Origin of the sequence: Sporocytophaga myxococcoides DSM 11118 (assembly GCF_000426725.1) — a bacterium.
GTDB lineage: Bacteria > Bacteroidota > Bacteroidia > Cytophagales > Cytophagaceae > Sporocytophaga > Sporocytophaga myxococcoides.
The window spans coordinates 293,598-320,213 of record NZ_AUFX01000004.1 but is presented as its reverse complement, the minus strand read 5'-3'; the positions used below and the strand labels follow the sequence as shown (position 1 = coordinate 320,213).

Sequence of the window (26,616 nt, the reverse complement as noted above, 5' to 3'; positions counted from 1 at the left end):
CCTAAATAAGGAAGAATAAAACCTTAAATTCAATAGAATACTTTTGAATTAACCTATAGGTGATTTATTGCCCCTTTGTGCGTGTAAGAATATTTTTGTTGATATTTTTAGAAATATCATTTTTTCTTTTATTTATTTGCCTTCAAATTTCATCAATTAATGACATTTTTAACTTAATATTTTGATTTTAGAGTCTAAAAATTAAGAGTTTTTATTAAGTATGAGGTTTTTGTTTATTTTTTTACATTAAATTTTGCCTATTTTTATAAACGTAAGTAGTTTAATTTGTTTTTATTCTATATTTTATCAATCTAAACATATGAAGTTTCAATAATTGTAATTTTTATCTATTTGTCTATCAAGTTTGATGGCAATATTATTTAAAAAGGTATAAATATAAATTATTATAGAATCTTTTAAAGTCATTTTGAAATACGTAAGTACTTTAATATAATTGTTTCAAATACGTAAGTATTACAATTGAACAATTAAATAAGGACACAAATGATGAAAACAATTAAACTTTTACCGACAGCTTTTTGCGTAGCTGCCCTGTCGCTGGGATTAAACTCCGGCGCTTTTTCAAAAGGAGAAGGTTCTGAAGAAAAAGAAAAAAATTCATCAGGAACGGATGTAAACGCTACAGCTTCCGGTCCTTTCAAGAAAAAGAACGGAAGTCAGTCCGGACAAAACTTTCAAAAGGCACCAGCCAATACTTTTATAATGAGAGAAATGCCTTCTCATTATTTTGGGACAGATAAAGAAACAAAAGCAGACTCTGTACCATTTAAACCATCCATCAGTGTAGGCTCTATTGTGCACATGTTTGCATCTTCCCAGCAGACAGGCTTTGGATCGAACACCAACTATGGTGAAGCCGGAGGTGACTGGAATAAAGGAATTACTTTATACAGAGCCAGGGTCCTTGTCGGCGGACAGTTATCAAAGAAAGGATCATTTTTCCTTGAGACAGATATTCCCTCTCCAATAGGTGTTAGGCTTGACTCTAGTACCAAAAATGTTAAAGTATCTCCAATAATACTTGATGCACAGTATGAGCATGCATTCAATCAGTATATCATGCTTGTAGCAGGTATGCAGCTTGTATCTCACAACAGAAACGGGCTTCAGGGAGCAGCTTCTCTGATGGCAAATGACTTTACTTATTATCAGTATCCATACAATCTCTTTGCAAATGATCCGCTTCAAGGAAACTTTGGTCGTGATCTAGGATTGAATGCAAGAGGTTTTTTCCTGAAGAAAAAACTTGAGTATCGCTTCGGTATTTTTTCTGGAAGAAGATTTGACGACAAAGCTCCATTCAGAACAGTTGGTAGAGTTGTTTATAACTTCCTCGATCCTGAACAGGACTATTACTATGCAGGAACTAAACTTGGTGCAGGTAAGACTGTAGCCCTTGGTGCAGGCTTCGATGCTCAGGCAACATATTACAATGTGGGAGCAGACTTGTTTGTTGATGTGCCGGTTTCTAAAGCAGGTTCCGTGACTCTTAACTCTGCATTTTCTTATATGTCTGGCGGTTCCAAAACAGATACCAAATACAGCTTCGCTAGAATGATCCCACAGCAAACTGTGTCATTCCTTGAACTTGGCTACTACTTTAAAGACATTAAAGTACAGCCTTGGATCAGATTTGAAAACAAAGCAGTGAGTGCTACCAAAGAACAGGCAGAAGGAAATATTTCAACATTCAATAAACTGCAAGGCGGAACTGTATTCGGAGGTGGTGTCAACTACTTCTTCAACGGATACGGTACAAACGTGAGACTGTCTTATACTACATTCACCAAAGGAGTACCACAAGATACAGGAGAGATTACCAACAAGACTTACGGCCAGTTATGGTGCCAGCTTCAGTTCTTCATATTCTAAAATTTCGAAGTCCTAATATTAAATATATCCCTCAAGGGGAATGAATTAAGATAAAGTAATCCAATTAGCTTTCATATGATAACACCTTTACTTATAGGCTTAAGCCATTCAATGGAAACAGATCATGTAGTGGCTGTAGGTAATCTTGTGCGCATCAGACGAAGCTTCCGGGAAGAAGCAATATTAGGTGCAACCTGGGGATTAGGTCATACATGCTCTGTTATGATCGGTGCTCTTTCTTTATCATTTGTTAAAAATTTTATAGTCTTCCCCGGGAAATTTTCTTTTGAACTCTTTGTAGGAGTGATGATGGTAGTGATTGGGATTTATCGCTTATTCATTCTTTCAAAACGTGAGGAAGAAAAGAATTCATCAGGTAATAAGACTTTGTTCTTCAATGTTGGTGTTGTTCATGGCCTGGCTGGCAGTGGCTCCATTGCTGCCATGCTCGCTGGCCGTGTTGAAGATCAGCAGGAACAAATACTCTTCCTTTTGCTATTCGGACTAGGCACTATAATAGGTATGGGAGTTATTACTGCAGCTATGACAAGATTGAGGTTTTTACAACCAAAATATCTGACTTGGTTTTCATGTCTTATTGCTGCGTGTTCTTTCATCTATGGGATCAAAATAATCAGCGAACAACTTTACTAAAATACTAACTCTAACAACGACTCGTATGAAAACACCATTTAAATCAAAGACTCTGTTTAAGTTACTGTCGCTCACGCTGGCAGCAGGTCTCTTGTTTTCTTCATGTTCAGGTTCTAAAGATTCTGCATCGGAGCAAGAAAAAACAGCTGAAGCAAGTTCAGAAGAAACAATCAAAATTGGGGTACTGCACTCTTTAAGTGGTACTATGGCTATCTCTGAAGTTTCTCTGAAAGATGTTATAGAAATGGCAGTGGAAGAGATCAATGCTTCCGGAGGCGTTCTTGGTAAAAAAGTAGAACCCGTTATTGTGGATCCTGCATCTGATTGGGATCTGTTTGCAGAGAAGTCAAAAGAACTTATACTGGATAAAAAAGTGGCCGCAGTATTTGGCTGTTGGACTTCGGTTTCCAGAAAGTCTGTGTTGCCTGTGTTTGAGGAGCATAATAGCCTTTTATTTTACCCTGTACAATATGAAGGTGAAGAGTGCTCAGCAAATGTAATTTATTCTGGCGCTACGCCAAACCAACAATTAATACCAGCTGCAGAATACCTTATGAGTGAAAAAGGTGGTGGATATAAGAAGTTCTATTTATTAGGAACAGATTATGTTTTCCCAAGAACAGCTAATAAAATCCTTAAAGCATTTCTCCTTTCAAAAGGTGTTCCTAAAGAAAACATCATCGAAGAGTATACTCCCTTTCATCATCAGGACTATCAGACTATTGTTTCCAAGGTGAAGAAGTTTGCTGCCGGCGGCAAGGCTTGTGTACTAAGTACTGTAAACGGTGACTCTAACGTGCCATTCTATAAAGAATTTGCAAATCAAGGATTAACTGCAGCGATGTGTCCTATTATGGCCTTCTCTGTTGCTGAGGATGAATTGCGTTCTATGGATACAGAGTTTCTAGTAGGTCACCTGGCTGCATGGAATTATTACCAGTCTGTTGAATCTCCTGAGAACAAACTTTTTGTTGAGAACTTTAAGAAGTTCTGTGAGAAGAAAGGCTTGCCAGGAGGTAAAGGTCGTGTAACTGACGATCCTATCTGCTGGGCTTACACTGATATCTACCTTTGGAAAAATGCCGTAGAAAAAGCAGGTTCCATTGAAATAGAAAAAATGCGTCCTGCACTGTATGGTTTGGAATTCAAATCTCCTGGTGGACTTGTAAAAATGAGCGAGAAGAACCATCACCTGGCTAAGCCTGTAATGATTGGTGAAATAAGAAGCGATGGCCAGTTTGATATCATTTGGAAAACGGATGGTCTTGTTGAGCCTGAGCCATGGTCTAAACTAACTTCCCCCGACAAAGATTGCGATCACGTAAGTCACGGTGGTACATATACCTTTAAAAATTAATTGTTAGTTCTGTAAATAGTCATCAGTAACCCTGATGACTTTGTAAAGGTAGATTTGCCGGCTGTATGAGGATCTCAAAGGCCATGTACAGCCGGTTTTTAAACTTGAATTTCGAATACGATTGATCTTTAGTTGTGTTTGATTTAATAATTAACCGGATGAAATATATATTCTACTTTCTGTTAGTACTTGCATTACCATTGCGCTTGCTGGCAGGCTATGCTGTAAACGACACACAGCTACAAGTGAATACGCTCATTTCAGGATCTGATTCTTCGAAGGCTATTGCAATCAATAAACTTGTCGAATCTGAAAAAACTGAAGTGTATCCATTGTTATCTGCTATCAATGATAAGAAGCTGTTTATTTATAATAACATTCTGGCAACGCTGGGTGAAAAGCAGATTTCAGAAGATGGTTCTGAAAAATTTAAAATATTACAGGTTTACCCTGAATGCAAAGAGTTGTCTTCAGCAGATGGCAATACTTTGTTACTTCCTTTGTCAGAATTGAAAGAAGTTGAGTTTAGCAGAAGTAACAGATTGTTGCTTGCTCCGATAATTCCCTATCTGAATTTACTAAGTCCTGAAGTTGAAAAAAGAAAGCTTGCTTATTCTCAGTTTCAGGGTTTAAAAGATAAGGCAATTCTTCCAAAGCTATATTCTGCAATTGATCAGGAGAAAAACAAGGAAATACTGAGGCTTGGAAAGGAAACAATATTTTCAATACAATTAAACTCAGCTTCAGAGGCTTCTCGGAAAATGTGGATAGACAGTCTTGCACTGAACTGGGGACCTAATACTCAATCGATTCTTGAACAGTATGCTTCAACTCAGACAGATGCTGACGTGAAAGCCCTTGCATTATTAAAGGCTGGTGAATTACAATCGAAGCATGAAAGACTGAGAATGTTCCAGAACTTATTCAGTGGGCTGAGCCTTGGAAGCATTCTGATTATGATTGCACTGGGACTTTCTATAGTTTATGGATTGGCTGGTGTGATCAATATGGCACATGGTGAGTTTCTTATGATAGGTGCCTATACCACATATTGTATACAAAGTATAATGAGTCCGGCATCAGATCTTTTTTTCTGGATATCACTTCCTCTTGCTTTTATAGTAGCTGGCTTCTGGGGATTTGTAATAGAAAGATTAATTATAAGACATCTTTACTCCAGACCTTTGGAAAGTATGTTAGCAACCTGGGGTGTTGGCTTAGTGCTTGTTCAGATTGCAAGGTCATTGTTTGGAGATCTCACTGCAGTCAGAACTCCTGCAGTTCTTTCCGGCGGTTGGGAGGTTGTGCAGCACCTTGTACTTCCTTATAACAGGTTGTTCATCATTTTTCTCAGTGCCTTTATGATCACTGCAACTTATCTGGTTTTGTACAGATCAAGATTAGGATTGCAGATTAGAGCAGTTACTCAAAACAGAAAAATGAGTTCTTGTCTTGGTATCGAAACAAATAAACTGGATGCTATGACTTTCTTTCTGGGGTCAGGTCTTGCAGGGCTTGCAGGAGCAGCAATGACATTAATAGGCAATGTCGTTCCTGATATGGGTCAGACTTACATAGTAGATTCTTTCCTTGTTGTAGTAACCGGAGGAGTTGGCAACATTGCCGGTTCAATAGTTTCTGGCTTCGGAATCGGATTTCTTTTTAAGATACTGGAATCATTCTTTCAGGCGGTATATGGGAAGGTACTGATATTGACACTGATTATATTATTCCTTCAGTATAAACCCAAAGGCTTGTTTCCTGATAAAGGAAGAATAGGTGAAGATTAGTCATATAAAAACTTAGCGGTATGAAGAAATACTTAACATCAGACGCATTATTCTACATCATATTAATAACAATATTTCTCATAGTGCTCCCTTTGGGAAATATACTGGGATTTGTTTCTAACAACACAATTTCCCTTTGGGGGCGTTATTTCTGCTTTGCCATTGCAGCACTCGGAATTGATCTGATCTGGGGTTATACGGGAGTCTTATCAATGTGCCAGGCATTCTTTTTCTGTCTTGGAGGCTATTCAATTGCTATGCACATGTTACTTAGCGCAAGTGGCAAAGGTATTTATAGTGCTGCGATACCTGATTTCATGGTTTGGAATCAGGTGGAAACATTACCACTGTTTTGGGAGCCTTTTCATTCGTTCGGTCTTTCATTGCTATTGGCATTGGCTTTGCCTGCCTTCTTCGCTTTCTTGTTTGGGTTCATTGTATTCAGAAGCAGAATCAAAGGAGTTTATTTTGCAATTATTACTCAAGCCCTAGCATTGGCTGTATGGTTGATATTTCTGAGGAATGAAACAATGCTAGGCGGAACAAACGGACTGACAGATTTTAAAAGTTTATTAGGATTCGAATTGTCAAGTCCAAAAACTAAACTAGGTCTTTACCTCATAGCTTTTCTTACGCTTTGCGGTACATTTTTATTCTGTAGATGGCTTGTGAATTCCAAGTTTGGGAAAGTGCTGGTGGGTATACTGGATAGCGAATCCAGATTAAGTTTTACTGCTTATAATGTTGTGAATTATAAGGTGGCAGTATTCGTCATTGCTGCAATCCTCGCAGCAATTGGCGGAGTGCTGTACGCTCCGCAGACAGGTATCATTACTCCTGGAAGGATGGATGTGAAGGCTTCTGTCGAAATGGTAATGTGGGTTGCTCTTGGTGGCAGAGGAAGATTAAAAGGTGCAATCATCGGAGCTTTGCTGGTAAATTATCTTTACAGTGTTTGTACCAGCTTGTTCCCGGAATCATGGTTATACATCCTTGGAGTATTATTTATTCTTACGGTTCTTTTCTTTGAAAAAGGTTTCTGGGGTTTGATAGAAATGCTAGAGGCTAAGCTGACCGGATGGTCACCTGCCAAAGGAAGTGAAAGTTTAAAAGCTAACATCTGAGAATATGCTGAATGTAAAAAATCTAAATGTAGCCTTTGGCGGTGTGAAGGCTCTTGATCTTCATGATTTTAATGTGGACATGAATGAGCTCAGAGTCATCATTGGTCCTAACGGTGCAGGTAAATCAACTTTCCTGGACATCCTATGCGGAAAGACCCAAGCAGATGATGGTGAAGTTATCTTTGATGGAAATCATATTCTTGGAAAGAAAGAGGTAGATATCGCCAATCTTGGTATTGCAAGAAAATTTCAAAAGCCCTCAATATTTGGAAGTCTGACAGTATATGATAATATGCTTCTTGCTGCCAGAATGCCTAAAGGTATATTCAAATCTATGTTCTTTAAAATGTCATCAGAACTTAAAGACAGAATTTATCAGGTGGCAAGAATGGTAAGGCTTGACATTCATTTGAGCAAGCTTGCAGGAAACCTATCACATGGACAAAAGCAATGGCTTGAGATAGCTATTGTAATGCTGCAGGATCCAAAGCTTTTGCTTATTGACGAACCGGCGGCCGGTATGTCTGATGAAGAAACCTATAGAACTGGCGAATTGCTTACAGACCTTGCTAAGCATCATTGTGTGATTGTTATTGAGCATGATATGAGTTTTGTGGAACAGATTGCAAACCGACTGGTAAGTGTGCTAGTGAGAGGTAAACTATTAATGGAAGGTTCATTTGCTGAAGTAAGGAATGATCAGCGCGTGATAGATTGCTATCTTGGCAGAACAAATACTCAGTTAGAATAACCAGTGTATAATTCAAAATAGAAGCATTATGGAGATCATTCTCGAATCTAATAACCTGCAGGCAGCGTATGGGCAAAGCACGATTCTCTGGGGAGTTAATTTTAAAGCTGTTAAAGGTAAGATCACAACGATCATGGGTAGGAATGGAGTAGGGAAAACAACGCTACTGAAGAGTATCATGGGACTGGTGAAAGTTTCAAACGGAAGCATAAAATTCCAGAATGAAGAAATAGGAGAACTGCCTCCGCATAAGAAAGCCAGAATGGGTATTAGCTATGTTCCACAAGGCAGAGAGATTATTCCAAAATTAACTGTGTATGAAAATCTCAAACTTGGGATGGAAGCATTAGGTAGTAAGAAAGGCAAATTACCTGAAGAAGAAATTTATGCTTTGTTTCCGATTCTTAAAGATTTTAGAAAGAGGTTGGGTGGGAACCTGAGCGGTGGACAGCAGCAGCAGTTGGCACTGGCCAGAGCTATGGTTAGTAATCCATCGCTGATACTTCTTGATGAACCGACTGAAGGTATTCAGCCATCCATAGCAATGGAAATTGCACAGGTACTGAAAAGTCTGGCAAAGGAAAAAGATATTTCAGTGTTGTTGGTTGAACAGAAGATAGATTTTGCCAAACAGCTTACAGATTATTATTATTTTATGGATAGAGGTAAAATGGTGATGGAGGGTGGAAAAGAAGAGCTAGAGCATCAGGAAATAAGAAAACATTTATCTGTATAAAACTATGAAGTTATCTCCAAAAGATATTGAAAAACTTATGTTGCATAACGCCGGATTCCTTGCACAAAAGCGTTATGCCAGAGGTATTCTTCTTAATTATCCAGAAGCAATTGCTCTTATCTCCGCTCAGTTACTGGAGTTTATAAGAGAAGGGCAAAGTGTTGCAGAGCTTATGGACAAAGGCAAGCAACTTCTGGGTGTGGATGATGTGATGGAAGGTGTGGCAGAGATGGTCGATGAAGTGCAGATAGAAGGTACTTTTCCTGATGGAACAAAATTGGTGACTGTTCATTATCCAATATGTAATAAAGGCTTAAATAATGGTCTTGCTCTTTATGGATCAGGGCTTGTAGCGACAGGAAAGAAGCTTATTATAGACAATATCATAAATCCTAAGCCTGGTTTATTGGATGTGCCAGAGGGGTATATTGAACTAAACAAAGGAAGAAGCACTATTAACATAGATGTAGTGAACAAAGGAGATAGACCCGTTCAGGTAGGGTCGCATTATATTTTTTCCGAAACAAACAACGCCCTGGAGTTTGACAGAATAAAAGCATTAGGCTATAGACTTGATATTCCGGCAGGTACTGCTGTCCGCTTTGAACCAGGGGAAAAGAAGACTGTGCCTCTGGTAGAAATTGCAGGACAAAAACTAGTCTATGGCGGAAATAATCTTATTCAGGGAAATATTGGCAATGATACTATTGGCCTTATAAAGGAAAGAATGAAGGAAAAAGGTTTTATATCATAAATTTTTATGGCTTATAAATTTTCAAGAAAGAGTTATGCTGATATGTTTGGCATAACCACAGGAGATAAGTTAACACTTGGAGATACCAATCTTGTCATTAAAGTGGAGAAAGACTTTACTATATATGGTGAAGAGTGTAAGTTTGGCGGTGGTAAGGTTCTACGTGATGGTATGGGGCAAGCCTCCGGTTATAAATCTTCAGAAGTGCTTGATTTGATCATTACAAATGCCTTGATTGTTGATTATACAGGAATTTATAAAGCTGATATCGGAATTAAAAACGGATATATAAAAGCGATAGGAAAGGGAGGTAATCCTCATATAATGGAAGGGGTAGATCCTGATATGATTGTTGGTGCAACTACTGAAGTAATAGCCGGAGAGGGCATGATCATAACAGCTGGTGGCATTGATAACCATATACATTATATATGTCCGCAGCAGATGGAAGAAGCATTAGCCTCAGGTGTAACGACTTTCATAGGAGGAGGAACTGGTCCGGCCACTGGTACTAAGGCCACTACCTGTACTCCCGGAGCATTTTATCTTGAGATGATGTTAAAGGCTACAGACAATTTTCCTATGAATATTGGCTTTCTGGGAAAAGGAAATACTTCTCATCCTGGTGAAATTGAAGAACAGATAAAGGCAGGAGCAATTGGTCTGAAGCTTCATGAGGATTGGGGTACTACGCCGTCTACTATAGATAACTGTCTTGCTGTTGCAGAAAATTATGATGTGCAGGTTTGTATACATACAGATACACTTAATGAAAGCGGTTTTGTGGAGTCCAGTCGTGCGGCTTTCAAAGGTCGTACCATTCATACCTACCATACAGAAGGTGCGGGAGGAGGCCATGCTCCTGATATTATAGTTCTCTGCGGAGATCCTAATGTTCTTCCTTCCTCAACGAATCCTACCAAGCCCTTTACTATAAACACAATAGATGAGCATCTTGATATGCTGATGGTTTGTCATCATCTTGATAAAAATATTCCTGAAGACATTGCTTTTGCTGAAAGCAGAATCAGGGGTGAAACTATTGCTGCGGAAGATATACTTCATGATATGGGAGCTTTGTCTATGCTTTCTTCCGATTCTCAGGCTATGGGAAGAGTTGGAGAAGTGATATGCAGGACATGGCAGACTGCTCATAAGATGCGCGAACAAAGAGGGCCATTGAAGGAAGACTTGGATTCTGGTTCTGATAACTTCCGGATAAAGCGATACATTGCAAAGTATACCATCAATCCTGCTATTGCACATGGTTGCGGGCATGTGATAGGTTCAGTGGAAGTTGGGAAATTAGCTGATCTTGTTTTGTGGCACCCTAAGTTTTTCGGAAGCAGACCAGAGGTAATAGTTAAGGGTGGAGTTATCGTGCAGGCCCAGATGGGAGATCCGAATGCTTCTATTCCGACACCTCAGCCATATTTCTCAAGACCTATGTTCGGAGCAAGAGGAGCTGCCATTGGCAGAACGTCTCTAGCATTTGTTTCTCAGGCTTCATTGTCAACCGTTAAATCTTATGGTCTTAATAAGTCAATAACACCTGTGACAGGTTGCAGGGCGGTGAAGAAAAAAGATATGAAGCTCAATAATTATTTGCCAGATATTAAAGTTGATGCAGAAACATACAAAGTCACAGTTGATGGAGAATGGATAACCTGCCTTCCGGCAACCAAGCTTCCTTTGGCGCAGTTGTACAATCTGTTTTAGATCTGTAGTTAGTGAGTGAGGGAGATATTTAAATATTTAAGATGAATTAAAGTCTTTCTATTTTAGGAGAAGGATTTAGGATGAGGTCTTTATTAAAGATTAACGAAAAACAATCTATGAGCTCAGATCATGACCTTTTGCTTTTATTTCAGCTTGCCGACTCAGCCTTTCCTGTAGGTGGTTTTGCCTATTCCTATGGCCTTGAGTCTGCTGCCAAGCAAGGATTTATTAAAAGCGAAGAAGATCTGAGAAAGTATCTTATTACATTTTCTCAACAATTAATTTCATTTGATTTTCCTTTCATTTCCGATGCTTTTGGCCTTGATCCTGATAAAGATTCTCTTTATTCTTTAAAGAAACTTCTGGGTGATTATGATGCCATGCTGATGAATCCCATGATAAAGAAATCAAGTTGCGTAATAGGTCGAAACTGGATCAGAATCAGTAAGCAATTTTCAGATACAATTAAATTGGAGGAGCTGGATTCAATATTTTATAATAAGAAACTTTCTTATGACTTTCCGATAGTATATGGGATGTCTATAAAAATTTTGAGTGTATCGTTTCACAGAGCATTATACCTTTATTTTTATATGGCTTTAAGAGATCAGATCAGCGCTCTGATACGCTTGGGCTTAGCAGGGCCATCAAGAGCTCATATAGAATTAAGATATATACTGGATGCATTTGAAGAGAGGATCAGTTCCTATATTCCTATTTCACATGAACAGGCTTATAAGTCTGCATATCTCTTGGAGATAGCTCAGCTTTCACATGACAAAGTTTATTCAAAATTATTTCAGAATTAATAAATACTTTAGCTATGAAAATTTTAAACATGCACAGACATATGGGGCATTACGATTCCCCTGGCCATTTTCATCATCGCGAGCTTACCAATGAGCGCAGGAATTACAAAAAGCGTGCTTTTACAGTGGGCATAGGTGGTCCTGTAGGGACAGGTAAAACGGCATGGACTTTACAGCTTTGCAAAGCATTAAGAGATAAGATGAATATCGCTGTAGTTACTAATGATATTTTTACTAAAGAAGACGCCGAGTTTCTTACCAGAAATGAAGCGCTCACAGCTGACAGAATCATTGGTGTTGAAACAGGTGGTTGTCCACATGCTGCGATTCGTGAAGATGTTTCACAGAATATGTATGCTCTTGAAGAGCTCATGAAGAGATTTCCGGATATTGAATTGTTATTTGTAGAAAGTGGAGGAGATAACCTTGCTGCGCATTTCAGCAAAGAGCTGGTGGATTTTTCAATATATGTAATTGATGTATCAGGTGGTGATAAAATTCCAAGAAAAGGTGGTCCAGGAATTACTCAATCTGATTTGCTTGTCATTAATAAGATAGATCTTGCACCATTGGTAAATGCGGATTTGTCAGTAATGGACCGTGATGCAAAAAAGATGAGGAGAGAAGGTCCTTTCGTATTCGCAAGGGCAAAAGATTGTTTTGGTATGGAAACTATTATTGATCATATCCTGAAAGCAAGGCATGCAGCTCTTGAGAAATCAAGTACATTCTCTCTTAGGTTAGGATAAATTCCGAATAGATAATATTTATTTATAAAAATTTTTGTTAGTCTAAGACCTGCTACTCACAGCGCAGGTCTTATTTTTTCTATTCGTCGAACTTTCTTCAATCAAGATTTTGTAAAAATATTGAAAGGGTTTGGCAATTACTGTTCATTGCTCTAATAGATTATGGTTTATCGAAATTGGTTAAACAACTACCACCAGATTTGGTTTAGGGTGCAAAAATTAAAGCTATGTCAATTTTGTTTGCAAATGCCCCTAAACCATGCAGGCTTCTTGTAATAGCCGCGGATGATTTTGTTCAAGATATTACTCCGCTTATCGAGCATAAAAACCGCACAGGAATGCCTTCTCACCTTATAAAATTGTCACAGATAGTGAATGCTATCTCAGACGTAACTCAACATCCCTGGGCCATTAAGAAAGTTATTGCTGAAGGTCACAAGGAACATGGAGTATATTATGTAATGCTTGTAGGAGATGGTAGCAAAATTCCCGTAAAACATACTTTTGTTCGACAGAAAGATTTGGGTGAGAATAGCGGTTTGGATGGTACATATAATCCCAGTGATAATTATTATGCAAACTTATACTGGAAAAATTCCAGCGATATTTCTGATTGGGATGGCAATCATGATGGAAAATTTAATGAAAGTCTTTGGGAGGATTCACCTATAACATATAATCCTGATAAAGTTGACGGATACCCTCACGTTGCAGTGGGAAGAATTCCGGCCCATAAGCCACAAGATGTAGTTAATTATGTACAAAAAGTTATAGAGTATGAGGAGGGGGTAAGAATGCGTGCAATTGAGGCATTTACTTTTTTAGGAGTTAACGATCTTCCCGAATTGATGTATGATTTTGAGAATATTATAAGTGGAAGTGGAATCAAGGATATACCCAATAGTAATATTCTGAAGGTTTATGGAAACCCATCGAGTGGGGACAATATGCCTGTGGGCTGGGAGTATTTAGAAAAATGCGGCCACACACAGACATTTACTTCTAAATGGGTGACCTATGGTGGACATGGTACAAGTGAAGGTTGGTTAATAGATACGTTATACGGTTATATTGATAATTCATATGTAAAAGAAAGGAACATGACAAGGCGATCATATTATCCGTGTGAATGCTTTTCTTTTCCTATAATATTGTCAGCAGCCTGTTCCTCTGGCTTGCTAATGCCAAATGCCCCAATTCAGGAATATCGTGGATTAAATCCTGATGTGCACCATTGGATTTGGTATAACACAGATTCAAGAACGGCAGAGGATAAAATTTCGGAAGAGGATTTGCCTTATCCCGTTATTACCCCGGTCCCTCATCCTTATGACTATGACTATGAAGGCAGGACCTTTGCATATTCATGGCTGTGCGATAGTAAAACCGGTGGGGCAATTGCTTTTTTCGGAGCAACCGTTGGCCATCCTGGAACCTTTAGTGTAGATCTATATTTTCGTATGATACGGCAGGTAAAATCCAGAGATGTTCTTGGTGATATATGGGCGATAGCTTGTCGTGATTATTACTATGAACAATTGAATAGTGAAAATATTTTGGGATCTCCAAGAATCTTTCTTGGAATACAAACTTTTTACGGAGATCCTTCACTCAGGCTCAAGCCAGTAGTGTCTTATGGTGTAACAGCTGTAATGGCGAATGACAGGTTGACTGTATTTGCTCGATCTCAGAATGGTGTTTTGACTCATAGATACTATGATCCTTTAACAAAATCCTGGACTGGATGGAAGCATTTAGGAGATGATATCATCTCATCGGGCCCGGCAACCCCTATGGCAGGAAATACGCTTTCAGTAATAGCCAGAGGAATTGACGGAGAAATGAAACTTAAATATTATGACAATGAGCAGCAGATTTGGTCAAATTGGATCTTGTTGAGAGCTGGATATGTTACCTCTGCTCCTTCAGTAGTTATGTCGGGTAATAGAATGTCAATATTTGTAAGGAATGAAAAGGGGTGTTTGACTCATGCCTTTTATACTCTTGAGACTGATGAGATAACTTCAGCCAGAGTTGTAGATGAGACGTATTTGTCTTCAGGTCCTTCTGTGGTAATGAAGGATAACATAGTGACTGTATTTGCGAAAGATGGGAAAAATAGGATTATGTGCAGAAGCACTGATCCTGATCTGACAAATTGGACACCATGGGAGGTGCTTGGAAGCGATCAGTTTCTATTTAAACCATCAGCTGTAGTTGCTGATAACAGAATCGTTGTTTTTGCTGTGACTATGAATGGAACATTGACGCATAAATTCTATCATGAGGATATTAAGGCATGGTCTGATTGGTTTTCTTTAGCTGACGGACAAGTTTCCTCGGCACCATCTGCTGTTGTGGCAGGAGACCGACTTACTGTATTTGCAAGAACTTTGCATGGAGTGTTAACACATAAATATTATGATAAAAATACTGAGAAGTGGTCAGCTTGGGCTCATTTTGAAGATGGGGGTATTTCGTAGTATTGGAGTAAGACCATTCCCTTTCTATAACTTTCTTAACTACAGGCTTCTGTTATTTTATTTAATTGAAATAATTCTGTTTTTTTAAAAAACATTTTGTTCCTGATTTGGTTTTAGCGTGACGTTTTAACCTAAAGCTATTTCACATGAAAAAACTTAATTTGTTTGGACTACTTTTTTTATTAGTCCTCGTTGCAATCAGAGGTTATTCTCAACCTGTATTTATTGAAAACGTGCCTGCTAATAGCAAAAATTTTATCAGCGCGAACGGGAAGCTTTATTTTACTTCCGGAACAGATCTTTATCGTTCTGATGGTACAGCTTCGGGGACCACTTTTGTTAAAAGCATCGGAGAGCCGATTCTTGAGTTTACCAATCTTACTGTAGGAAGCTTCTTTTACTTTACGACTCTGGAGGCAAGTGGAAAAATCGCTTTGTGGAAGAGTAATGGATTTGCCAATAACACATTCAAAATTAAATCTGCCAATGTCATTAATCCACTGATTACTTTTAACGGTTCTTTGTATTTAGGCCTAAACGACGGTGTTCATGGGTATGAGCTATGGAGAGCTACGTCTGCTAACGCTTTCAGTCTGGTTAAAGATGTATATCCGGGGCCCGGATCCGGACTTGGAGAAGAAATTTTGATTTTTAATAATGCACTTTACTTTAAAGGATTCCAGCCTGCAACAGGATCAAATATCTGGAAAACAAATGGAACCTCAACTACTGCCTTGGCTGTTGATCTTCCGTTTAGCGGTTCTTATATTGACTTAACAGCGGTTGGGTCCACTCTTTATTTTGCGAGAAACTATGTGGTGGCCGATAGCTCTTATGCTGAATTATGGAAAACCAATGGAACAACAGCTGGTACTTCACTGGTTAAAAGGTTTGGCGAACTTGACCTCAATATCGGTATCGAACAACTTACTTATTTTAATAGCACCTTATATTTTAAATTTTTCTTGGATGTGGGAGTTAAATTTGAAAATTTATATGTTAGTAATGGAACAGCTGCTGGAACTGTCTTTGTTGAAACACTTAATATAGATGGTAGTATGTCTGGTTTTCTCGAGGTAAATAATCGTTTGGTTTATACAGGGGAAAGTCAGGGTTGGCCTGGTGCATTAATAGTTACAGATGGAAGCGGATCAGGAAGGTACTTTTTGCATCAATTCAATACTTACGAAGTAAGGAGGTATGTGCCTGTAGGTGACCTGCTTTTCTTTGTGGATCACACTGAAGAAACTTATGGTGGCCTGCCCCAGGATTCAGTCAATTATTTTCAGATATTCCAAAGTGGACTGCTCCCAAGCAATACTGCAACATTGCAAAGTATCTTCGGTTCATCATATATTGGTTCTAATAACCTGACTGAGGTAAATGGGAAGTTGTTCTTTACGACTTATAATGATTTTCCTTGTTTGGGCTGTCCTGCGAAGCCTATGAAATTGTATATATATAATCCTTCATCTGCAACTCTCAGAACTGCATTAACTGAAAACCTTAATGTCGAGTTTAACGCATTCCCTAACCCTTCAGATGAACAATTTAATTTTAGTTTAGTTAGCAATGCAAATGGGAATGCGACAGCTGAAATCTACAGGGTTGATGGAACAATGGTCTCTAAGGTTTTCGAAGGTGCAACAGTTGAAGGTGAAAATATCGAATTTAACTGGAACGCGGAGGGGCTTTCAAGTGGAGTTTATTTCTGCAAATATACTTCAGGCTCCAAATCAATTATTAAAAAATTAATACTAAATAATTAATTATTTTCAATAATAGTAAACACAAACAAATAAGGCCTCACTTATATAATTTTATAAGTGAGGCCTTTTTGTTGATATAGAAGTTTGACTATTCTCTAGGTATAAATATCTTGAAGGAATAGACTTTTACTAATAATATATAAGATATATGAATATTCTATACTCTTCCTTCCATTGGATTAAAGCCCAACAGATCTTTGTCCGAGAGTAATAGGCCAAGTTCTTTAACAAGTGGTTGTAATGCATGATTATTTTTTGCAGAACATCTTATCATAAAAACATTCTCATTTACTTTGCAGGCAGTGCCTATAATCTCGCATTTACTGACCTCTTGGCCTCTTTCATCAAAAAAATATTTTCTGGAAATAAAGTGTAAGTGATTTTCAATAAGCTTTACTTTTTCAAGGTTTTCATTTCCGGCAAGAAATATATTGAGATAACTGGAATGATTGAGAAAGGCTCCTGGTGAATTCATGTTGTTTTGCTCAGGATCCATCTTGAATCGGTCCCAGATAACTGGGTTGTGCGATATATTGATTTTGAGGTCAGTAAAAAATGATTTGAAAGCAAAACGTTCTCCGTTCAGGATTCTGCCTCCTTCAAACCAATCGAGAAATAGTAATATAGAGCCTTCCTCCAGTTCCCATCGTATCTTTTGTTCAAAGATACTATTCTGATGGGGCACGATTGGATCACCAAAAAATACTGCCAGAGAATCCTTTCCTATTTTTCCACTGATTTCCTGCAAACTGGATTTGTTGTGCTCAGAGCGGTAAATCCTTGTATTGGCTTGTGTTGAAAAGGCTGATGTGGTGCCAGCTTTACAATGAATATCCAGGTATATCTGGTCTCCTTCTACAAATCCACCTCCATAATTTGAGAATATTATCTGACAGGATTTGCCTTTTTGAAGTGAAAAAATTTTTAAAGGACGAAAGATTTTTGAGCCTGTTAAAATTGATTTATTGTCTATGTTGGATATTTCAATCCCCGATCTGGTCATGTCCTTAATCATACCTCTTTCGTAAAATTTCTTAAAATTACTTAAGTAATAATACTAAAAATTAAACGAATTGTTGCCATGTTTTGAATTCTTTTAATTATTTTAAATTAAATTTCTATCTCACTTCTAAGAGTTATCAATGAGTCTTTTTAGCAATAAAATCAATACTTTAGATCAGGAACAACGGCTGTTTAAATATTCGGCTGTAATGTATGCGATTGCACTTTCTTTAATAGCTGTGATTTCTGTCTTAAGCCAGGTTTTGATTCAGCAATACTTAAGTAGTCAAATGCATGACTCTCATATTATTAACATTGCGGCCCGACAAAGGACTTATAGTCAGACGTTGAGCAAAAATGCTCTCCTCATTGAATCTGGCCGGGATATTGAAACGAATCGTAAAGCTTTTGTAAATACATTGAGGCAGTGGCAAAGATCTCATGAAGCGCTGCAGTCAGGTAGTGATTTTTTAAACCTGCCTGCAAATGACAGAGAGGAATTGGGGCAGATGTTTAAGATCATCGAAGCACCTTATGAAGAGATATTGAGTGCTTCAAATGGAATGATTAAAGAGCTCTACAGCGCTAAGCCTTTGGATTCCCTTAATTTAAAGCCATATATAACAACCATTTTTGAAAATGAAAAGATATACCTTATCGGTATGGAGCTTATTGTTTTTGACTATGACAGATTTTCACGAAATGGTGTCAATAAGCTGAAAGAAATTGAATACATTCTACTATTTATAGTTTTACTAAGCCTTGTTCTGGAAGCTGTTTTTATTTTTTATCCTCTTGCTTTGCGTGTACGCCAGAATATCCGGGACCTGGTCGATTCGGAAACAAATGCTAAAAATCTTGCAAGTCAGATCAGGGAGACTAATGATACTCTCGAGCAATCTCATAAGGAGTTGCGAGAAGTAAATTTTGCTTTGGAGAAAGCTACTTATCTGGTAAAGACAGATCAGGATGGACGTATTATTTATGCTAATGATAAGTATTGTCATGTTACAAAGTACACAATGGGGGAGTTGCTTGGAAAGCCATTGTTTTATAATAATATGGGAGGAAAAGAAAGTATCATATATGAGCATGTGAGGAATCCGGTTAGAAGAAAGGAAGTGTGGCAGGGGGAAATTTTTGATCATGCTTCCGATGGCACAGGATTCTGGCTGGATGTGACACTTATGCCTATTGTGGATTACAAAGGAAGCTTGTATCAATATCTTGTTATTTGCACTGATATTACCAAGCGCAAGAATACTGAGCGAGAACTGATCCTGCTTACAGAAGAAAAAATACGAAGGCAGGATGTTGAACAGAAGATCATTTCATATTCCATACTAAATGGCCAGGAGAAGGAAAGGAAACGCATTGCAGCTGAAATTCATGATGGCATAGGTCAGATGATGACGAGTATGCGGATGAAACTTGAGATGATTGAGCATAAGAATGAAGGTCTATCAGAAGATCTTCCTCAGATCAATCATTTGCTACAGTCTATTATCAATGAAACAAAGAAAATTTGCTCTGATTTACTGCCAAGTGTTTTGGATGATTTCGGTCTGAGTGCTGCAGTCAGGGAGCTTCAGAAGCTTTGTGAAAGTTCTTCCAATATGGAGTTTGAGATTGAAGATCGGTTAGAGAAAAGTAAGTTGCCGAGGGAAGTGGAAATCGGAGTATTCAGAATTTTGCAGGAAGCTTTGAATAACGCAATTAAGCATTCTTCAGGATCAAAGATATTCGTTCATGTAAGTAATGATGCTCATTGTGTTCATTTGATGGTTCAGGATGATGGGAGAGGATTCTATTTTGATGAAAGAAGGATCTTAAGCAGAGAGTTCGTTACTAAGTCTAATGGGCTGCGTAATATGAAAGAAAGAGCAGAATTGTTGGGTGGAAATTTTAACGTAACTTCGGAGCCGGGAAGGGGAACAATCGTGCAGTTGGAAATACCACTTTAAATCAGGTTTAACCTGAATATTTTAAAATAATGGGGAAAAAGATAAAAGTTTTTCTGGTTGATGATCATGAAATTTTTCGTGATGGAGTAAAACAGCTCATTACCAATGAGTCGGATATGGAGGTTACAGGCACTGCCTCTGATGGAGAAGAGGCGATTGCTGCGATACAGGAAGTGAAACCGGATGTAGTCATTATGGATATCAGAATGCCTGGACTAAATGGCCTTGAGACAAGTCAGAACATAATTAAGTCGGGTAGTAATGTAAATATCATTTTCTTTAGTCTGTACGATAGGGAAGATTATGTTATTTCAGCTCTTGAGATGGGTGCACATGGTTACATCTTAAAGGATACTAGCAACAAAATATTCCTGAATGGAATAAGAGCAGTTGCAAATGGTCATTTCTTTTTTACTGGCGAAGTATCTGATGTGGTTGTAAAAAAATACAGAGAGTTAAAACAGGAAAAAGGTATTCCTGATGTCCATCAGTCTTTCAGTCTGCCTAGTCTTTCAAAAAGGGAGCTTGAAATTCTGAATATGATCCGCATAGGAAAGACGAATAAGGAGATTGCAGAAGCCTTTGGCTTGAGTGTTCGTACCATAGAAACTCACAGGTTGAATATGTTAAGGAAGTTCAAGACCAGTAATCTCGATGAAGTATTAAAAGTTACCGAAAAATACAATGATGAAGAGTAAAAGCGTTCTTTTAAAAAAAACTATTTATTGAATCGTAAATTAATCACCATGTTAAGAATGAAAAATTTTTGTTGCTTATTAGGATTTTTTTTAATTGGAGTATCATTATCCTCATGTTCTACAACTGAAGTAAAGGACGGAATTAAGAAAGGTATAAACAAAACGGGAGACGTTACTGGCCAGGCAATAGGAGAGTTTACCACTGGGGTTTCTTCGGGAGTAGTAAAAACTTTTGAACCTAATATAGAACTTTCGGAAGCACTTCAGGCGAAAGGCTTAAAGTTTGGAAAGAAAACAGTTTCTAACGACAGTGTAGGTACTGATAATCTGCTGGTAGTTTATGTGATTTTCAATAAGGAATATAAAGGTGATCTTATGGCAAAGGCTTTTGATGTTAAAGGAGAAGAGATGGGAAGAGTAAAGCTTGCTGTAGATGGTAAAACAGATGATGCAAAGTACCTTGAGTTTCATTTTGACAAGCGTACTAATATTGATCTTGATAGCAAACTGGTAATAGAGTAAAAGTTTATTCCGTTTAGATAATTATTAATGATAGAAAAAATGAAGGTCAGATAATATCTGACCTTCATAATTAATATAGCTTTGCTTATTTCTGCAGACATTGCTGAGTTAATGGAATATTGTCTGTCATAAGTGCATCAGGGCTTTTATTGATAGCGTCTACAGCATCTTTTCTTTTTACAATCTCCCAGATAATCACTTTGATATTTTTAGAATGGGAGTCCTTGATCTGTTCTTTGCTGATACCATTATTCGAGATCACAAATGCATTAATATTCGCACCTGTGCAAGCTGAAATTGCATCTCCATATGACTGTGCATTATAAATGATATTAATTTGGGGGTCTTCTGCACGAAATCTTTTAAGCAAAGAAGTATCTCCATCATAAACATAGACCCAATCATAAGCCTGATAAGCTTGGATAGTCTGACTGATCTGACTAATCCATTGGCTTTTTCTTTCTTCACTTTCGTTTATACATGGAGAAGCGATTTTTAGATTGAGGTATATTTGAGGTTTTATATTTCTGTTTTTAAAATGGTCGAGTACTTTGCTAAATCTGATAATCCTCACATCACTCAAAAACTGGGCTCCATATTGATTGTTGTATTCGCAATTTTCAAGTTCTGATACATTGTGTTGATTTACACAGCCAAAGCAGTTGGTAGATTTTTCAAGCGTTTGATCATGATATAAAACAATTGTACTGTCTTTGCTTAAGTCTATGTCGATTTCGATACCATCTGCATTGAGACCATCTACAGCGTGTTTTACGGATTCAAAACTGTTGCTGGGGTAAGGATTAATCAAAGACTGAAATCCGGTTCCTGCATGCCCTATAACATCAATTTGGCCATTGTTCAGGTTGTTGATATTGTCAAGATCAATTTTTGTGCAACCGTCAAAAATGAGACAGATTAAAAGAAGAGATAAGTTTACAGAGCTTTTCATATTTAAAATCTGTAGTGGATGAAAACTCTGAAAAGATTATTGTAGCCCAGAAAGGTTTCTTTGAGTGACAGGTCTACATTATTAAATATTTCCATATGGGCTCCTACTCCCATTGCATTTCCTATATATAGGTGATCAAAAAATCGTAATTGCATTCCATACCCAAGAAATAACTCATGATAGTAATTCCTTTTCTTAGTGTCTTTAATTCTTGAAAAACTTTTGGAGGAAATCATCTGGTAATCTGCAATAAAGAAAAAGCTAAGTTTTTTCCCTTCTGTATTTCTGAATTCATGTTTGTAACCGACATTTATCCCCCATGGGCCTTTATTTGGTAGGTAATTTACACTCGTTAAAAATTTTGACCCTACATAAATTATATGTTTGTTGAGTATCAGGTCAAATGTGGGGATAACACTTATTCCTGAAAATGAGTAATTGGCAGATACTGAGACTCCAAATTGAGTTTTGTTCTTCTTATTATTATCCTGTCCTTTTAAAATGATAGCCTGAAAGAAAAACAAAAATAGTAAGAAGTGTTTCATAATAATCATAAAAGGTATAGGAGGCATAACCCCCCAATAACCTATTTGTTATGCGTTACTAAGCAAAACTGATTAGCATATTTACTCTTAGGTTAGTTTTGCAATGCAATAAATTAAACTTCAATAGAATGATTAAAAATAATTCCTTTTAAAACTTACAGCTTTGTGGTGATTAGTGCTCTTTGAAGGGGATTTTGATTGAAAGATCTGGGAATAAAAAAATAAAGGCCTGTAAAACCAGGCCTTCTTAGATATGATATTATTACAATTTCTTACTTGGATTTTTCCAGAAGGAATTCAGTTCTCCTATTTATAGCACGACCGATGGCATTGTCTGTGCCATCATTGTTTTGGTTAGGAGCAATTGGCTTGGTTTCTCCAAAACCTTTAGCCGTAATTCTGGAAGCCTCGATACCTTTTGAAATTAAATATTTAACTACATTATCCGCTCTTTTTTGAGAAAGGTTAATGTTATACTTATGCGCTCCTTGATCATCTGTATGTGAGCCAATAGTAATTCTATCTTTAGGATGAAGTTTTAAGAATGGAATTAACATTGAATCAAGAGCCGCTTTTGCATCTTCATTGAGAGTGAACTCATCAGAACCGTAGGTCACATCTTTTAAAACAAAAGGCTTGTCCTCAACAGGCTTTTCTGCAATGATTTCAACTTCGACCGGTCTTAGTGCAAGTTCTCTTTTGATAACATCAGAAGACGCCATATCTCTGGTTTCAACTACAAGACTGTCTTTTTGATATCCATTCTGATCTATTCTGAATGTATATAGATGATTCTTTGTTAGTGGAAGAACAAATTTATTGTCCTTAAGTCTGATAGTGTCTTTCTTCTCTTGTTTTGTCTTCATATCAATAGAAGTGACTTTTAATAGTCTTGATTTATTGCGGGCAGTGTCAGGATCTGCGATTGCCAGCTCAAGAGTACAATTAAATGGTTTTGCTTCATTAATATGAAATGTGAATATGTCGTCACAGCAAGTCTCATGGAAGAAAGGTGTTCCTCCTGGCCTGTTAGAAACTACAACACCATTTTTTCCAGATTTCTCAAGCATGAAATGAAGGTCGTCCTGAGGCGAATTAATCGGGAAAGATAAGTTTTGAGGTTTTACATAGCGACCTTCTTTGTCTCTGAAAGTTTTGTAAACATCAAGTCCACCTGCAGAGCCATGCCCGTCTGAACTGAAGTAAAATGTTTGCGTTGGGATATGATAAAACGGAGTACATTCTGTCTCTGTAGTATTCATAATGCCACCATTTTTAGGATCAGCCCACTCCTGTTTCTTTGCATTATAGGAAGTATACCAGATATCCAATCCTCCTTTTCCTTCTGCTCTGTCTGATACAAAGTATAGTAATTCCCTTTTGGTTAAAGTGTCATACATGACAGTTGGCTGTGTAGAAGTATATCCATTTATGTTTACAGGAGAAGGAAGTTCTACTGCATCTTTCCATGGGCCTTTAGCTTTTTCTCTTTCTTTAAGGTACAGCTTGCATGTTACTTTGCCTTTCTCGTCTTTAAAGCACTTTGAAAAATAATATTTGTCAGTGTATGGTGAGTACACAAAATTTCCCATATCTACATTAGGGTCATTAAGAATATCAAACAACCCTTTGTCTTTCCACTGCCCGTTGACTTTTTCTGCTTTATGAATCTGGCGCATTGGTTGCTTATCAGGATGCTCAGATTGAACATCATAATATCTGAGAGAATCTTCTCTTAATGATCCGAATAGCATGTTCATGCTGTCGAGAAGGAATGGAGAAAATTCTGTGTGGGGCTGATTGACAGACTTACCGGCATTTTGGAGATCTGTATTTTCAGGAAAGTCACGGTATACCATCCCACTATCGCAGCCTGCAATTTCTTTGGTGATAAGTTTACTTAAATTTTTGTCATTAAGGTCTTTTAAAACCTTTCTGAATTCGACCAGGCATTTTTTAGCGTCTTCATATTTTCCCTGCATCTTAAGCATAAGACCTTTGTAATACAAAGCTGTAGGATATGAAGTCGGAGCTTTATCGTAGACGATACCATAAGACTCAGATGCCATTTTATAATTTCTTGCCAAGCGGTAAGCTTCTGCCAATTGAAATCTTGATTCCGTGTCTTTAGGATCGTTTTTAGTTATGTCTTCGTAGTAAAATAATGCTGTATAGACATTGCCGGTTTCCATTGCATATTTTGCACGATCTTTTTTCTTTTTCTGGCTAATGTCTTTGTCCACCTGAGCGAAAATGGAAAGGTGAAAAAATGTGCAAAGCATAAATGATAAAAATATTTTGCTTATGCCGGGTCTGAAAGTATTAAAGGCAACCATTGAAGGGTAACTTAGTTTTTTATAATTAATATCTGTCGCAAGGAATTGTCGCTTTGCTTCCAAATCTTGACGGCGTTGTATAAGTCAGAGAAAATTCGAACGCATTTTTGTTTTTAGTTTCTTTGCTCAGTTCTGAAACGTTAAAGTCTGTGCTGAAACCAAATTCAAACCTTTTGTATTGAAGGCCAAGAATTGCAAGGAAGGCATCACTGTTAGTTGAACCTCTGTATCCGGCACCTAACATCAATATTAACTCATTGTTAATTTTTTTGTAAGCATTGGTTGCGACAATGAAATCCGTAGCTTTTGCAGATCTCATATAAAGAAAATTGGGTACTACTGAGTATCCATTTTTCATGTAAAAAGTTAATGCAGCATTTCCGACATGGCGCATGGCAAGTTTTTCGTCGTTATTGATAAAGCCATATTTTGGTCGGTTAATATGGAAAGCTCCATAACCTGCGCTGATTTTTTTGTTTCCGAACTTTCTGATGTAAGCAACACCAGCATTTACATCAGCAAATGCCTTTGAGTTGTTGGTGTTTGGTTCTCCTGATTCAATTGATTTGTCAAAATTTCCGGAATTATAATCCCACTGATCGGGAAAGGTCTGGTCACTATAATTAATGCTTCTGTAAAGTCCACCTGCCTGAAGTCCTACTCTTATAATATTCTGTTTAATCTCGGTTGTATAGCTTCCGGATAGATAAAATCTATTTGTGTTAAGGTGGTATGAAGATACATAGTCTTTGTTAACGATTAATCCCGCAGCAAATCCTCTGTTAAACTTCGTTAGGTTTTTTTCAATTGAAACCACGGAGGTTTTAATGGCAGAATTTACCTGAGCCCATTGGCTACGGTAGTTGATAATTGCTTTATAATCTCCAGTATAATTTCCGGTGTATGCCGGATTTAACAATTGATTGTTTGTGTAATACTGAGTAAGGTGAATATCCTGCGCTATGCTTAGCGAAGCAGTTGCGATAAGGATAATTAATAAAGATAAAAATCTCATTAGTGAAAAGTTCTTAAAATATATGCTTACCAGGCAATTGAAATGCTAGGGTTTGTTTTAATATAATCTAAATAGTAATCTGCCATTTTTTTCAATTGTCCATTGGTGAACTTAAGGCAGACGCAGGCTCCATAATAACTCATAATATTGCCAAGGTCAGGGTCGTAGTACTGTCCATTCGCATCTTTTCCTTTATAGGTAAAGTAGCAGGCATCTTTGTTATAATACAATTCCGGAGCAGTTTCTCTAAATGGATCAGCAGGAGTGTCGCAAACATGATCACCTGAAGTACTACAATTACTGCCATCTACATTCTCATCGCCATTGCCTTCAAAAGTGTGTTCCAGGCTTAAAAAGTGTCCAAATTCATGACCTACAGTTATAGGGTCATTGCATCCTTTTTTTATGACAATACCCCTTCTTTTGCTTGTGCTTGTAAGGCCGCCACCACTGGCAAAGCCACAGTATGGCTTATATGCATTTATAAATTCAGTCATAAAATACATATTTATTCTTCGCTCAATATTATATTGAACAAACACTTCTTTCATATAATCGACCGAAAGGTTGTTAACAGAAGGGCCAACACCGTTAAGGGAGTCATACTGAAAGTTATTTATATAATCGACCTGGCATAGTTTAAAAGAGACTCCAATTGGCGCAAATGCAGTATTAACTTGATTAAGCACAGATGAGATCTCAAGCTGTGAAAGGCCTGCAGCGCCATTTTTGGAAAGTACAATGTGTGCAACTACAAGAAATTCTTTATTTACTTGCGGCAGAGGTTTGATCGCATCTCCTCTGAATGGTTGACAAAAGGATGGATTAATGAGCACTTCACTTAATCCGGCTACTAAAAATGCCAGTAGAACAATTAACTTTTTCACTTTGGTTTTGAAAATTTATTTACAATATAATAAAAAAATTTGACTCAAAGTTAATTGTTTTTTTACTAACTTTACAATCTCAATACAAAAGTATTTTATTTTATCTT

At 37.5% G+C, this 26,616-nt stretch carries 22 protein-coding genes; 16 read left to right on the top strand and 6 right to left on the bottom strand.

Annotated features, from left to right (window positions below):
- Nucleotides 1-504 precede the first annotated feature (504 nt).
- From K350_RS0104255 to K350_RS0104195, 13 genes are all read left to right on the top strand, one after another.
- Nucleotides 505-1,893, top strand: coding sequence for a hypothetical protein (locus K350_RS0104255; protein WP_028978837.1), 1,389 nt, complete (start codon nucleotides 505-507; stop codon nucleotides 1,891-1,893).
- A gap of 75 nt (nucleotides 1,894-1,968) precedes the next feature.
- Nucleotides 1,969-2,547, top strand: a complete 579-nt coding sequence (locus K350_RS0104250) for a HupE/UreJ family protein (protein WP_081670891.1) — start codon at nucleotides 1,969-1,971, stop codon at nucleotides 2,545-2,547.
- A 25-nt stretch (nucleotides 2,548-2,572) separates the two neighbouring features.
- On the top strand, nucleotides 2,573-3,904 hold the full coding sequence (gene urtA / locus K350_RS0104245; protein ID WP_028978835.1) for an urea ABC transporter substrate-binding protein: 1,332 nt from the start codon (nucleotides 2,573-2,575) through the stop codon (nucleotides 3,902-3,904).
- A 158-nt stretch (nucleotides 3,905-4,062) separates the two neighbouring features.
- Complete coding sequence (urtB, locus tag K350_RS32670; protein ID WP_211236712.1) at nucleotides 4,063-5,694, top strand: urea ABC transporter permease subunit UrtB; 1,632 nt, start codon at nucleotides 4,063-4,065, stop codon at nucleotides 5,692-5,694.
- 20 nt (nucleotides 5,695-5,714) lie between these two features.
- Complete coding sequence (gene urtC / locus K350_RS27355; protein WP_051312860.1) at nucleotides 5,715-6,818, top strand: urea ABC transporter permease subunit UrtC; 1,104 nt, start codon at nucleotides 5,715-5,717, stop codon at nucleotides 6,816-6,818.
- A gap of 4 nt (nucleotides 6,819-6,822) precedes the next feature.
- The gene (gene urtD / locus K350_RS0104230; RefSeq protein ID WP_028978833.1) at nucleotides 6,823-7,569 is read left to right on the top strand and encodes an urea ABC transporter ATP-binding protein UrtD; all 747 of its coding nucleotides are present in this window, start codon (nucleotides 6,823-6,825) and stop codon (nucleotides 7,567-7,569) included.
- A gap of 28 nt (nucleotides 7,570-7,597) precedes the next feature.
- Nucleotides 7,598-8,305 carry an urea ABC transporter ATP-binding subunit UrtE gene (gene urtE, locus K350_RS0104225; protein WP_245598457.1) on the top strand — a complete coding sequence of 236 codons (708 nt, stop codon included), beginning with the start codon at nucleotides 7,598-7,600 and terminating at the stop codon, nucleotides 8,303-8,305.
- 4 nt (nucleotides 8,306-8,309) lie between these two features.
- Nucleotides 8,310-9,059 carry an urease subunit gamma gene (gene ureA / locus K350_RS32835; RefSeq protein ID WP_028978831.1) on the top strand — a complete coding sequence of 250 codons (750 nt, stop codon included), beginning with the start codon at nucleotides 8,310-8,312 and terminating at the stop codon, nucleotides 9,057-9,059.
- 6 nt (nucleotides 9,060-9,065) lie between these two features.
- On the top strand, nucleotides 9,066-10,778 hold the full coding sequence (ureC, locus tag K350_RS0104215) for an urease subunit alpha (protein ID WP_028978830.1): 1,713 nt from the start codon (nucleotides 9,066-9,068) through the stop codon (nucleotides 10,776-10,778).
- Nucleotides 10,779-10,894: 116 nt separating this feature from the next.
- Nucleotides 10,895-11,587 (top strand): urease accessory protein UreF, encoded by a 693-nt coding sequence (locus tag K350_RS0104210; RefSeq protein ID WP_028978829.1) that lies wholly within the window; start codon nucleotides 10,895-10,897, stop codon nucleotides 11,585-11,587.
- A gap of 14 nt (nucleotides 11,588-11,601) precedes the next feature.
- Nucleotides 11,602-12,336, top strand: coding sequence for an urease accessory protein UreG (gene ureG, locus K350_RS0104205; RefSeq protein WP_028978828.1), 735 nt, complete (start codon nucleotides 11,602-11,604; stop codon nucleotides 12,334-12,336).
- Nucleotides 12,337-12,563: 227 nt separating this feature from the next.
- Complete coding sequence (locus tag K350_RS0104200) at nucleotides 12,564-14,819, top strand: C25 family cysteine peptidase (RefSeq protein ID WP_028978827.1); 2,256 nt, start codon at nucleotides 12,564-12,566, stop codon at nucleotides 14,817-14,819.
- Nucleotides 14,820-14,965: 146 nt separating this feature from the next.
- Nucleotides 14,966-16,588, top strand: a complete 1,623-nt coding sequence (locus tag K350_RS0104195; protein ID WP_028978826.1) for a T9SS type A sorting domain-containing protein — start codon at nucleotides 14,966-14,968, stop codon at nucleotides 16,586-16,588.
- A gap of 157 nt (nucleotides 16,589-16,745) precedes the next feature.
- Here the strand turns inward: K350_RS0104195 and K350_RS0104190 are convergent, their stop codons facing one another.
- Nucleotides 16,746-17,603 (bottom strand): urease accessory protein UreD, encoded by an 858-nt coding sequence (locus K350_RS0104190; protein ID WP_028978825.1) that lies wholly within the window; start codon nucleotides 17,601-17,603, stop codon nucleotides 16,746-16,748.
- A 127-nt stretch (nucleotides 17,604-17,730) separates the two neighbouring features.
- Between K350_RS0104190 and K350_RS0104185 the strand changes: the two genes are divergently transcribed.
- The 3 genes from K350_RS0104185 to K350_RS0104175 are packed head-to-tail and all read left to right on the top strand — an operon-like array spanning nucleotide 17,731 to nucleotide 20,774.
- Entirely contained in the window at nucleotides 17,731-19,554 is a 1,824-nt protein-coding gene (locus tag K350_RS0104185) for a sensor histidine kinase (protein WP_028978824.1), read from the top strand.
- A gap of 29 nt (nucleotides 19,555-19,583) precedes the next feature.
- Nucleotides 19,584-20,252, top strand: a complete 669-nt coding sequence (locus K350_RS0104180; protein ID WP_037573928.1) for a response regulator transcription factor — start codon at nucleotides 19,584-19,586, stop codon at nucleotides 20,250-20,252.
- 57 nt (nucleotides 20,253-20,309) lie between these two features.
- Nucleotides 20,310-20,774, top strand: a complete 465-nt coding sequence (locus K350_RS0104175; RefSeq protein WP_051312859.1) for a hypothetical protein — start codon at nucleotides 20,310-20,312, stop codon at nucleotides 20,772-20,774.
- 85 nt (nucleotides 20,775-20,859) lie between these two features.
- Here the strand turns inward: K350_RS0104175 and K350_RS0104170 are convergent, their stop codons facing one another.
- The 5 genes from K350_RS0104170 to K350_RS0104150 form a co-directional block, all read right to left on the bottom strand.
- Nucleotides 20,860-21,726, bottom strand: a complete 867-nt coding sequence (locus tag K350_RS0104170; protein WP_028978821.1) for a glycerophosphodiester phosphodiesterase — start codon at nucleotides 21,724-21,726, stop codon at nucleotides 20,860-20,862.
- A gap of 2 nt (nucleotides 21,727-21,728) precedes the next feature.
- Nucleotides 21,729-22,271: a hypothetical protein gene (locus tag K350_RS0104165; protein WP_156026925.1), complete on the bottom strand. Its 543-nt coding sequence runs from the start codon at nucleotides 22,269-22,271 to the stop codon at nucleotides 21,729-21,731.
- 272 nt (nucleotides 22,272-22,543) lie between these two features.
- Nucleotides 22,544-24,670 carry an OmpA family protein gene (locus K350_RS0104160; protein ID WP_245598437.1) on the bottom strand — a complete coding sequence of 709 codons (2,127 nt, stop codon included), beginning with the start codon at nucleotides 24,668-24,670 and terminating at the stop codon, nucleotides 22,544-22,546.
- On the bottom strand, nucleotides 24,633-25,622 hold the full coding sequence (locus tag K350_RS0104155) for a PorP/SprF family type IX secretion system membrane protein (RefSeq protein ID WP_028978818.1): 990 nt from the start codon (nucleotides 25,620-25,622) through the stop codon (nucleotides 24,633-24,635). Before K350_RS0104155 ends, K350_RS0104160 begins: the two co-directional genes overlap by 38 nt.
- Before the next feature lie 26 nt (nucleotides 25,623-25,648).
- Nucleotides 25,649-26,509: a M43 family zinc metalloprotease gene (locus K350_RS0104150; RefSeq protein WP_028978817.1), complete on the bottom strand. Its 861-nt coding sequence runs from the start codon at nucleotides 26,507-26,509 to the stop codon at nucleotides 25,649-25,651.
- Nucleotides 26,510-26,616: the final 107 nt, after the last annotated feature.